8 protein-coding genes and 1 pseudogene are annotated in these 11,761 nt (G+C 56.6%); 3 read left to right on the top strand and 6 right to left on the bottom strand.

The features are described from left to right. Positions 1 to 390 precede the first annotated feature (390 nt). Positions 391 to 1,428: a fatty acid desaturase gene (locus D5S08_RS14530; protein ID WP_162301992.1), complete on the bottom strand. Its 1,038-nt coding sequence runs from the start codon at positions 1,426 to 1,428 to the stop codon at positions 391 to 393. Between the two features lie 148 nt (positions 1,429 to 1,576). Between D5S08_RS14530 and D5S08_RS16755 the strand changes: the two genes are divergently transcribed. After that, entirely contained in the window at positions 1,577 to 1,738 is a 162-nt protein-coding gene (locus D5S08_RS16755) for a hypothetical protein (RefSeq protein WP_155522982.1), read from the top strand. Positions 1,739 to 2,088: 350 nt separating this feature from the next. Here the strand turns inward: D5S08_RS16755 and D5S08_RS14525 are convergent. From D5S08_RS14525 to D5S08_RS14505, 5 genes and pseudogenes are all read right to left on the bottom strand, one after another. Further along, positions 2,089 to 2,265: pseudogene (locus D5S08_RS14525) on the bottom strand (transposase); the annotation flags it as partial. 93 nt (positions 2,266 to 2,358) lie between these two features. After that, a protein-coding gene (locus D5S08_RS17190; RefSeq protein ID WP_421757474.1) for an IS5 family transposase occupies positions 2,359 to 3,065 on the bottom strand; the annotation gives its coding sequence in 2 pieces (ribosomal slippage) (positions 2,359 to 2,780 and positions 2,780 to 3,065; 708 coding nt in all). 1,706 nt (positions 3,066 to 4,771) lie between these two features. Then, a complete protein-coding gene (locus D5S08_RS14515) occupies positions 4,772 to 5,761 on the bottom strand; it encodes an NAD-dependent epimerase/dehydratase family protein (RefSeq protein WP_121119841.1) in 990 nt (329 codons plus the stop codon). A 96-nt stretch (positions 5,762 to 5,857) separates the two neighbouring features. Continuing rightward, the gene (locus tag D5S08_RS14510) at positions 5,858 to 7,168 is read right to left on the bottom strand and encodes a UDP-glucose dehydrogenase family protein (RefSeq protein ID WP_121119848.1); all 1,311 of its coding nucleotides are present in this window, start codon (positions 7,166 to 7,168) and stop codon (positions 5,858 to 5,860) included. Positions 7,169 to 7,784: 616 nt separating this feature from the next. Continuing rightward, a complete protein-coding gene (locus D5S08_RS14505) occupies positions 7,785 to 8,732 on the bottom strand; it encodes a glycosyltransferase family 2 protein (protein WP_121119839.1) in 948 nt (315 codons plus the stop codon). A 1,769-nt stretch (positions 8,733 to 10,501) separates the two neighbouring features. Between D5S08_RS14505 and D5S08_RS14500 the strand changes: the two genes are divergently transcribed. Next, a complete protein-coding gene (locus D5S08_RS14500; protein ID WP_121119837.1) occupies positions 10,502 to 10,996 on the top strand; it encodes a Csu type fimbrial protein in 495 nt (164 codons plus the stop codon). Positions 10,997 to 11,005: 9 nt separating this feature from the next. Continuing rightward, on the top strand, positions 11,006 to 11,755 hold the full coding sequence (locus D5S08_RS14495; protein WP_121119835.1) for a fimbria/pilus periplasmic chaperone: 750 nt from the start codon (positions 11,006 to 11,008) through the stop codon (positions 11,753 to 11,755). Positions 11,756 to 11,761 lie beyond the last annotated feature (6 nt).

The following is an 11,761-nucleotide window of genomic DNA, read 5'->3' as shown; positions in this document are numbered from 1 at the left end:
CTGGCCCTGGCGCTGGAACGCCCCGACATGGGTGCCGAAGTGCGCCAGATTGCGGAGCGTCTGGTCGGCAGGTGAGGACCCAAGCCTCAAGCGCCAGCTCGGTTCAGCCAAGCGCAAGTGATCATGTTCCAAAGCGCTCGCGCATTTACCCTACTCTCGCAAGCCAGTGCATAGGCGACATTGATAGGGTGAATTGCACATCTGGCCTCTAATGTTGTCCTGATCGTGCGCAATTTAGCTGGACGTGAGCCGTCGTGTCGGCTCCGCCACGCTAAGGCGACCGCTTTCAGTTCTGCCGACCCCGAGCCTACACGCGGGGAGCGATAGTAACATCGTGCACACTTTTACCGCTCTCGTTAGATAACAGCAGTGTTAGGCTACGATCATGTGTCAGCGATGGTACGTAACAAATGGACGTCCGTCATCGATGACATGACGTGGATTAAATGCCTTCGGGCAGCGGTGATGGTTCTTGTGGTAATAGGATCCAATCGAGATAGCATTCAGAAGTTTGAACCAGATGTTATGATTGAGATTCAGAACCTCATATCCCCCGCGGCCGTTCGGCCTGTGTGTGCGGTAATTGAAGTCGCCATAGATCATTGTGTTTGCGATTTTAAACGGTACATAAAAAAAGACGAACCCCGTCGGTCCGACTAGGGCGAGTGTAAAAAGTACGCGAGCGTAACGCACAAGCGGAAGAGTGGCGCTGATTGAGGCCCAAGTTACCTTGATGTGTCGACCGTAACCAAAGGCTTTGAAGTAGGTCTCGGTCATAGACCTCTTCATCAGCATACCCATAGCGTTCACATACTCACCAAACCGCATGTCTCCCGGCGCATGCGCGTCCTTCTGGGGATTATCGGGCGCGGCATGATGTATGTGGTGGGACACCGTCCACCCCACATAGCCGCTGAGCTGAAATAGCCCGCATACCTCACCCAGGATCCTATTCAGTAGAGCCGACTGGAAGTTATCATGAGCAGCATTATGCATGATTGCGGCAGAGATAGTTCCCGTAAGAACGCCCGCTGGAATAAGGGCTACGTTGGAAAAGGTTAGGACCACTCCTCCCGTCGTCAGGTACAACACAAAATAATATATACCAGACAAAAATATAAGTGAGTAGTTTGGCAAGACAAATAGTACCAGTCCAACAAGCCACAGCATCCTGTGGTTCATCGCGGTGAGACTGCCCGTAAAAAAGTCTAGAAGAACTATGCCGATAGTAAGCAGAGCAAGATTAATGGCATAGTACCGCAGCATGTAATAAGGATCGTTCTTGAAACGAGAGTAGTGGCTCTTCCAAGCTGCGCTCTTTGAACGCGAGAGTAAGCCTTTGAGGATTTCCGCTCCTTCCTTAAAAAGGGAGAGCTCCGCCTTCGGTGGATCGTTTGATACTACCCTTGTCTCGTCAAATGCACTCATCAATCCGACTCTGCTCATTGCATCACACCAGAAGGATGTAGAAACTTCATGAACATGCCCTAAAGCTGCGAGCCGTGGCTTTCACTGAGCGTCAGAGCCATAAATTCACGACGTCGACCCCTCGCTGGGTGAAGCGCTATTGTCGCTCTTGGCCGAGCAACGCTCAGCGGCGGAATCTCATCGCAGCCATAACGTGATCGCGGGGGGCAAGAGCCTTGCCCGAGAGGAATTTGAAGGCGAGCCTTTCGTAGCGGGTGGCGACGCGCTGAAGATGCAGGCGGCGGTAGGAGTCAATCTTCGTGAGGTGTGACCTGCGGTGACGCTGCTGGTTATAACGGATTACGCGCTTGCGGCTGTGGCGGTCTCAATAAGCGGGGTGGCGCCAGCTGCCCGCGGCGATCGACAAGGCCGATCGGCATCGTAGCCCTTGTCACCAAGCAGATACGGATGAGCAGCCGCACCAGCGGCCGCCCGCGTCCAGCACACGCTGAATGCCGCAGATCAGCACAGCCATTATCCACCTTGCATGCGCCGCGCTGCGTCCTCGCTAATTGCGGCCCGCGTGCGTTCTTGAGGCGAAGGCTGGCCTTAGTTTGCGCCTCGGCGGAAGGGCGGATAGCATCGCGTCCCCTTCGTGATCTCAAGCTCACGACTAATTGATCACAGCCAGAAAATGACGTTGGCGATGCAGATGGCCGAGAAGAACGTGTGGGCGCAGCGGTCATAGCGGGTGTGGATACGATGCCAGTCCTTGAGGCGGCCAAACATGATCTCGATCTTGTGACGTTGGCGGCATAGCACTGCGTCATGCGGGATGCACACGCGCAGGTTCGCTCTGGACGAGACGCAGGCAGCGATCTCGCGATTCGACTGAACGTCGCTCTCGCAAGCATGTTGATGGGTTCTGAGCCTAGGCTCAGGACTCATTGATCACAGCCAAAAGATGACGGTGGCGGCGAGGCAGATGGCCGAGAAGAAGGTGTGGGCGCATCGGTCGTAGCGGGTGTAGATGCGGCGCCAGTCCTTGAGGCGACCGAACATGATCTCGATCTTGTGGCGCTGGCGGTACAGCACCGCGTCGTGCGGTATGGGCACCCGCCGGTTTGCCCTGGAGGGGATGCACGCAGCGATCTTGCGGTCAGCCAAAGCAGCGCGGAACCAGTCAGCGTCATAGCCTCGGTCGCCAAGCAGGGTTTTGGCCCTGGGCAGCGCATCAAGCATCAGGGCAGCGCCTTTGTAGTCGCTCATCTGCCCTTCGCTGAGCGCCACAACCAGCGGACGTCCTTTGCCGTCGCAGACGGCATGAAGCTTGGAGTTCAGGCCGCCCTTGGTGCGTCCGATACGGCGGGGAACAGCCCCTTTTTGAGCAGGCTGGCAGCGGTGCGGTGTGCCTTCAGGTGGGTCGCATCAATCATCAGCTGATCGGGCCTGCCGCCTTTGCCGGCGAGCGCGGCGAAGATCTTGTTGAATACGCCGAGCCGGCTCCAGCGGATGAACCGCTTGTAGATCGTCTTGTGTCGCCCGTAGCCGGTCGGCGCATCTCGCCAGCGCAGCCCGTTGCGGATCACGAAGATGATGCCGCTGACGATCCGCCGGTCGTCGACCCGGGGAATGCCGTGGTAGGAAGCGTTGTGCACCTAACCTTTCGTCTAGACGTAAGCTGTCGACAAGAAGGGGCGTCGATCCTACAAAGTGACGCTGGCGCAAACTGTATGAGGTGTCGATGTCAAGAACACTAATCGTGGACGCGCAGAAGGCCGGGTGGCCTATGATCCATGATGCCGTCGTGAGATTCAGGGATCTACGTAATCGTTCGCCTGCATATGTGATCTTCTTGGTAAGTGCATCTTTGGAACGACAGCTTCTAAAGCTGCTTCAGGATTATGATTTGGCAGACGTCAGCGAAGTGCGTAGAGGTGATCGTACGCGTTATGCAGCTTTGTCTCTCGACGAGTTCCGCGCGCTTTGAGCACGCTGGTATCGAACTGCCGAACGAGCAACGTCACGGAGATCCAGGCCTTCCTGCTTGGTATGGCCTACGGGTTGCGTTTGGTCACTTCGCTGCTATGATCCTCGGGCCCCGAACTCGGGGATGGACCCTGCGATGAAATCCTTACTGGAGCACACACAGGCTTCCCCCGCGCCCGCGGGGATGGACCGATGCATGCCAAGTCGTATGCTTTGAAGTTCCCCCGCTCCTGCGGGGACACATCATTCAGGGAACTCAGATGTGCTGACAAACTGCGCTCACTGGATCTCTTAGCTGAGCTTAACGGCACATCGTGGGACTCAGCATCTTTGCCAATCAAGCAAGCGCATTGCAGGCGCACGGTACAGCATGAAGTATAGTGCAAGGCGCGAGCACGTCATCGTACTCGATTGGCGAAAGCGCAACAACGCTCGCGAGTTTTAGGGCATCGTATCTCGAAACGATCTTTCGCTGGCCTGGTAGCTACCGTCTGCTCGATTTGTTGTTCAAGCTGGCGTGCCTAGGCATCCCCATACGCGTGACGATATCGATCCAAGCAGGATTTGTTCGGGTTGATGCGGTTGTCAGTGGTAATTGGCGTTGATGCTCGACAATAAGACTTAATCTCCGCCACTCAGGGGCGGCATTATGGATCGTTCGGGGGCTTCTATCGGGTAACAGCGGCCATTCAACTTACATGCTCTCTTGTCCGCGCACTCGGGTTCGAGCCCTGACACACCTCGATGATGACCACAAATAGCTGTGTCGCGAGCGCACTTAATCACGTGCACGCCGTACCAAGGCCTCATCATCACGTGCACGCCGTACCAAGGCCTCATCGGGCGCGGCTAGGCTCAGAAAGGCTAAAAGTGGATGAGGGCCGCTCAAGCAAGGAGCGGCCCTCGCCCAGTCGACGTGTGGCGACGATCATGGGAGAGCTTGCAGTAGCTGGTTGTTGTTAACCCGCCGTTATGCGCATACTTGCCAGAGATGCGTAGGAATAGTTCCTGCTAGCTAGCATACTTGTGATCGGATCGGGTGGTTCGGTCCCATCCTAGTTGCCGGGCAGCGTTAATGGGATCCATCATCAGCTCGCTTCGCATATCCGCACTGTCAAAGATCGGTCCTGCGCGAGAAACTTCAAACACGCTTAAGAGGCCGAATAACTCGAAGACGGCCGCAATTCAGGAGTCTCAGCAACGGTCGCTCACGTGAGCGTTTCGACGGTAGGGCGGCCCCTGCCCGCTGGCATGTTTGCTAACAGACTAGGCCCTAGTCCAATCGTCAGACCAGGAACATGAAATTGACGATGGAAAACTGCAGAATACCTAGGATTACGGCTTCTCACTCGGTATCTGCAGCTTCATGGATGCTTTAGTCGTTCTTAGGCCTGTAGTAGTCCAAGTACCAGTCGGCAAACCGTTGGAGGCCCTCACCAAGCATAACCTTCGGCTTGTAGCCCGTCAGTTCCTGAAGCTTGCTCACGTCCGCGAACGTTGATGTCACATCCCCTGCTTGCATGGGACGCATTATTTTTTGTGCCTTGCGACCGATGGCTGCTTCGAGGGCCTCGATCATCTCGAGAAGGCCAACCGGATGGCTGTCGCCTATATTGAGGATGCGGTGATCTCCACGCGCTGGAGGGTGGTCCAGCGCACCAACAACACCATCAACAATGTCGTCAATGAAGGTAAAATCACGTGCCATCCGACCGTTGCCGTAAACTTCGATCGGCTCGCCGCGTAGGATCTTTTCTGTAAAGCTGAAGTAAGCCATGTCCGGTCTCCCCCAGGGGCCATAGACAGTGAAGAACCTTAATCCGGTTTGAGGGAAACCATAAAGACTTGTATAGGACTGGCTCATCAGCTCGCAGCTACGCTTAGTTGCAGCATAAAGGGAGACGGGAGATGCAGCAGGCTCATCTTCAGTGAAGCCCTCGTCCCCAATTGGCTTGTTGCCGTATACAGAGCTCGAAGAAGCATAGACGAGGTGCTCGAAACCAGGAGCGTGGCGGCAGGCCTCCATGACTGATAGGTGACCTGCCAGATTGGAATGTTGATAGGCAAATGGATTATCGAGGCTGTATCGTACGCCGGCCTGCGCGGCTAGATGGACAACCTTTGTGATCTTGTGCTTAGCTATAAGGGTTGACATGAGCTCGACGTCGGCCACGTCGCCTTGAACAAACTCAAAAGAGTTCATCCCGTCGAAGGTTCTTAAGCGCGCCTGCTTTAAGCTAGGATCATAATAGTCGTTGAGAACATCGACGGCCACGACGCGCTGACCGCGACCCAAAAGCCGGTGAGCTGTCGCATGTCCGACGAAGCCCGCGGCTCCTGTGACTAAGATCGGTGCGTCACTCACTTCAGGATTCCTTTCGCATTCACTCTAGTCAAATTACATCAGAACCACTGGGCTGTGCCGGCAGGGCCCCAAACCCCACCGGCATCCCGCTTTAGCTTATCCCGCGCGTCCGACGCCGTGAGCCTCGAAGCCGGCACGACGGACCTCTTCAACCGGGTATATGTTCCGTAAGTCCACCAGGACAGGCTTGTTCAAGATGTTAGACATACGCTCTAGATCAAGCGCCCTAAATTCGTCCCACTCAGTTACGATAACTAGAACATCGGCGCTCTCAGCAGCGACATAGGGGCTTGAGCAGAACTCGACATCTTTGAGCAGCGGCTTTGCCTGCTCCACGCCTTCAGGATCGTAAGCTCGAACCTTCGCACCGCCGTCCTGCAAGGCCTGGACTATAGCAAGACTCGGTGCATCACGCATATCATCAGTGTTCGGCTTGAACGTCAGCCCGAGTAGGGCCACGGTTTTTCCGCGCACGTCACCGCCTGCTGCACGAATGACCTTGCGGCCCATCGCACGCTTGCGGCTGTCATTCACTTGAACAGTGGCTTCGACAATGCGGAGTGGCGTGTCATTATCGTCTGCGGTCTTGAGCAGAGCCAACGTGTCTTTCGGGAAGCACGATCCACCATAGCCTGGGCCAGCGTGAAGAAACTTTGGGCCAATCCGATTGTCGGTCCCGATTCCGCGCGACACTTCTTGTACATCAGCACCCACCTGCTCACAAAGATCAGCGATCTCATTGATAAAGGTGATTTTGACCGCGAGGAAAGCATTTGCCGCGTACTTGATTAGCTCAGCGGTGCGACGACCCGTGAAAAGTATTGGTGCAGCCTGGTTGAGCGACAATGGGCGGTAAATCTCACGCATGACCTGCCGGGCGCTCTCGTCATCAGTACCGACGACTACACGATCGGGCCGCTTAAAATCGTCGATGGCTGCGCCTTCGCGCAAGAACTCGGGATTCGAGACAACCTTGATGCCAGAGTTTGGCGCTACGCCCGCGATTATGCGTTCAACTTCATCGCCCGTACCGACCGGCACTGTCGATTTCGTTACAACAACGCATGGTTTGGTGACGTATTCAGCGATCTCTGCTGCAGCGGCAAAGACATACGAGAGATCGGCATGACCGTCACCACGCCGGGACGGTGTACCGACAGCGATGAAGATAGCGTCAGCGTCGCGCACAGCGGCGGAGACGTCAGTAGTGAACGAGAGGCGACCGGCGCGGACGTTGCTGCTTACCAGCTCCGCCAAGCCCGGCTCAAAAATGGGCATCACATTGTCGTGCAACAGCTCGATCTTCCGAGCATCCTTGTCAACGCACACCACCTCGTGTCCAAAGTCTGAAAAGCACGCGCCAGATACCAGTCCAACGTATCCAGATCCAATCATTGTGATGCGCATATATACCTCAGTATCAACGTAGATAGTTCGCAGTTGCAGCAAATTCTCGGACAGGTCAATCTGGCACCGAGCCAACCTCCCGGTCGCTCAAAAGCGTCACAATTTGGAGCAGCGAGAGATCAAGCAGCGACCGTGAGGATTGCCGTCATTTCTCCCGCGGCGGCATGGCTGCCAACCGAGGTTAGCCGCACCTCCGGGCAAGGAAGCTATGCGGTGTAAGCTTTTGCAAACCACGACGGTTTCACGCGCCGATGATCAGAGTAGAGAGAAGCCCGCTGATGCGGAGGCTTCGCACCTATGCGCGAGCTAAGAACCGGATTGGGCCGCGCCGGCGCATACATCGACAAAAGCCCCGGAAGAAAAGTTCTCCCTTGAAGCCGACAGGCCAAGATGTCGCGGTAGTGACACGGACAATCGACCACTTTCAACTACTGTAATCCGGTCGGACGTTGTCAGTTGTGCAGGTCGACGCGGGCCTATCCAGCCATCCGCTTGCAAACTTGCTGCTTCCAGACATCACTTCGACTTATTGGTGAGGGGCCGGCTGAATTCGCGTACAGGGGTCAATCGAAGAGCTAAGCCCCTGAGCCTTACGGCTCCGAGCAAAAGCATTTCGTTAGATGCGCTCCGGTTCTTTTAGATTAAGCTTAATCGCAACAAACTCTCTCGCCGCGACAATCCTGAGCCACCATACCAATAAAAAAAGCTTCGTCGTCTCAGTGCTCGTCATGTCATGCCGATCTAAAGCCCGGAATTTATTGACTGGCGGCTTCAGTCGAGACCAGATCATCTGGACTACTCCGACATTTCCGAGCGCCACACTTCCGCCTGCCACCCTTCTAGCCTTCGTCGAAAGCTCAGCCACACTCCGTCGAGACGGGTGGCGGACCACGGCTTCTTTGTTGAATACCAGTGAAATGCCTAGCTTCGCCGCACGAGCATCCCACTCGAAATCGCCGCCTGACATCATGCTTGCGTTGAATAAGCCAACCGATTCGAAAATAGCGCGAGAGACAACAAGGTTAGCCGTGACTGCGTGTTCAAAGCGTGTTGCGGAAGACTGGTTGAACGCGAACTTGCGATCATAAAGGTAGGCGAGTTCGCCACAGTCGCTGGTTCGGAAGATCTCGATCGGTCCAGTCACTCGGACAGAGCCGTTATGAGCTCTTATAGTTTCAACGGCCGCCTCCAGCCATTTAGGGCGAGGTCGACAATCACTGTCGGTAAAGGCTAGCAAAGTTCCGGAACTTGCCGCGACACCAGCATTACGCGCCGCATAGGACCCGGGCGCTTCCTCGTCGATGATCGTGACATTCTGGGCCAGCCTTCCAGTGTCAGGGCAGAGGTCAGCCGGATCGTTATTCACGACGATAATCTCGAAGACAGCGGCGTCCAAAGTTTGCTCGCGTAGAGCATCAAGGCACTCAAAGCAGCGAGTCCAATCCCGGTAAGTAGGAATGATAACTGAAGCTAATGGTGGTTGAGAACTCGACCTGAGAGCGGAGTCTTCCTGCCTTTCTCGCTCCCGCAGAAGCTTTGCGGGCGTCTCAAAAGGTGACGGCATGTTTGACAGATCCTCGCATCATGGCACGGTCGACCCAAGTAGAAGGGCTCATCGTAAGACTGCAATGCTTATCGCGCATGCGGCATCTCTTGCGAGCCGGTGTCTCCAAATCCGCAGTCACGTCCGTCTCGTTGACAAACAAAGTGCGGCAAGAAAGCAAGGCACCTGCGGCACGAGGGCGCTTTAGAGCGACGAATGGAAACGAGGCCGCGATGAACGGTTGGTGGTAGAACTCAGGTGAAGGTTGCTGCCGAAGGACCATGCCCGGTTTGCAATGACGCATCGGCTCAGAAGGCAAGCTGGACACCATGAGGCGAGCAGGACGACTATCTCTTGGCCTCGTGGCACTCGGTGCGGCGGCCTGGAGTCTGGTTGCCACCGAGGTGCCACGGTTCTTCCGCTTCAAACCCATCAACGGACGGCTTACCCGCTCGTCTCTCAGCTAAACCTCGTGCCAGCGGGACTGATTGCAGGCGCTACGTGGGCGCTCGAGCAAAGGCGGAGAAGAACGGCTGCCATGCTCGAGGTAGCAACCTAAGCGAGTTAGTGTGCCTTCTTTATGTCTCAAATGTACTGTGCACCTGGATCAAGCCTATCGCGTTCCTTCGTCTATGCGTTTCACTGTATGCCTATCCTTCGGGCGGATCCACACATCGCCCAGCTAGCTTTAGTACCGATGAGGTTCAACCGCGCGATTCTGGGGTGTCTGTAGATTGCCGCTTCGAAAATGTCGCCCCTGTTCGAGCTAGCGGAGGATCGTTCTTGCGGCCGAGCTCAACGAAGCGGAGGCAGTTCTCGGCGCGCTTGTCGTCCGGAGCGAGCTAGACCTCGTCGCAGGAATGCGTTAGCACCGTCCGCCACGTTACCGCTTAAAGGACGAAGTCAGCAAGCGCTCTCTTGCCGAAAATGGAGGCGGCATGCTCCTTCACACAGTCGCAGATGCTGTCCCTGCACCCTGTAACGACCTAGCCGCACTCTGGTCGGTCCCCCGCGACCGGCCGCGCTCCCGCTCCTCTGCCTCGTACGTCAGGTCGCTCATGCTGGCGCCCGTGCGAACAATGATGAAATCGGCTTCCTTTCAGAGGTGGAAAGATTTGCGCCGGATGTGCAGGCAGCGAGCGGCCTCGATGGTAAGTCGGATCGGCGGCGCCGATCGGACGCTAGTCTTAACCTAGATACACGGTCCGCCTGTAGGAAGCCGCTGAAGTGACTGGGGCACCGGTGCGATCGCTCTCAGAGTAAACGTGTTCAAGTAAGGCAACCACCGTCGGGCCGACACCGGGCCAGCCCCGTTTGTCCCGGGTACTACTTCACAGCCTGCAAGTCCTGGCCTTGGCGGCACCCGCCCCTAACAGGTCCGGGTATGTCGTCAGCGTAGATCTTGTCGGCTGCGCACATGTGGGCACAAACAAACGCGGCGACCGACTGAAAATAGCTTGCCTGTCCGGCTGACCCGTTCCGCCATATTCGGCTAATCGAAACTCGCGACATTAGGTCGTCGCCGAGACCCCGAGGTTCAGACGTGGCGTATGTCGCGACAGAAAATCACCACTTGGGATAGAGCGGTCAGGCGATCCCTGATCGGATCGCAAAGCGATAGCAGACGATCGGCGTGGACATTATCGGAGCGTGCTTTCGCCCGTCGAAGACTCCTTGAAGCTGGCGTTCAATGAAGGAGACTTCGGAGAAGCCGCTGGGTTATTTGAAACTTTACCTTAACCTTCAAATGACAATTTCCTCGGGAACGAATTTGCCCCAGGAGAGTGTCGATGCACAAGTGGCTTTGCGCAGTAGCGGTTTCAGGAACACTGATCGGAGCGACGCAGGCCCACGCGGCGACGGCTACTGGAGTCCTGACGGTTCAAGCGACCGTGGTGGCGACCTGTGCGGTCGGGAGCGGCAATCTTGTGTTCGGGACGATTGATCCGGCCGTTGGCACGGCGGCGTCGGTAAGCGCCAACGTCAACGTGACCTGTACGCAGGGCACTCCCTTTTCAGTCGGACTGGGCGATGGCACCAATGCGTCAGGCGGCCAGCGTCGAATGCGGGGAACCAGTCAGTCTCAGTATATCTCTTATGAGCTCTTCCGGGATAATGCCGGAACACAGAGATTTGGGGATAGTGTAACCACACAACGTCTGCTCGGACAGACGGGGCTTGGTGCAGTAGCAAATTCCGTGGCTGTTTACGGAATGATTTCCGCTGGTCAGAGTGCACCTGCCGATATTTACTCTGACACGGTGCCGATCACCATTTACTACTAAGCTACGGTCGTGAGGCTCGCCCGTTTTCACCTGTTCCGGTCAGCGGCAGCGCTCCTGTTGCTGACGGAGACGTCGGCCGCTGTGGCACAGGGGTCGGCTCCGCCCGCAGGCGGCGGACTGTCGGTTGCTCCGGTTCAGTTGTCGCTGACGGATATGTCGCGCAGCGTCTCGACGGTTGTCAGCAATCCTGGTGCCGACCCGATCACCGTGCAGGTGCGCCTTTACAGCTGGGCGATGGATGGGGAGGAAGAAGTGTATACCCCGGCGACGGATGCAGGCTTTAGCCCGCCATTGTTCCAGCTTGCACCTCAGGCTGCTCAGTCCGTGCGCATCGTTGCCAAGGTGCCACCAGGCGCTACCGAGCGAAGCTACCGCCTTGTGGTCGACCAGCTGCCGCTCGCGAATACACCAGGTCAGCTGCAACTGCCGGTGCGCATGATCCTTCCCGTGTTTGTCGAGCCTGCCCAAGGTGTGTCCCGCACCACGGCGCTGGAGTGGGGTGCGCGCTACGATCCGGAAGCGAAACAGGTCACGGTTCGTGCTGCCAACCGGGGTACGGTTCATGCCAAGCTGGTCGATCTCAGCGTGGAAGACGGTGACAAGTCGACCGTCATCGCCCCGGGCCTGGCAGGCTATGCGCTCGCCGGTCAGGGCCGGGAGTGGAGCTACCACGCCGATAGTACGCCAGCTACATTGACGATCCGAGCACAAGACGGTGCCACGACACTTCGCGTGACCGTGCCGGTCATGCCGCGGTAGGAGTAT

The sequence above is a fragment of the Croceibacterium ferulae genome (genome assembly GCF_003660445.1).
GTDB lineage: Bacteria > Pseudomonadota > Alphaproteobacteria > Sphingomonadales > Sphingomonadaceae > Croceibacterium > Croceibacterium ferulae.
The sequence above is the reverse complement of the archived record's forward strand: the minus strand, read 5'-3'. Positions and strand labels throughout refer to the sequence as shown.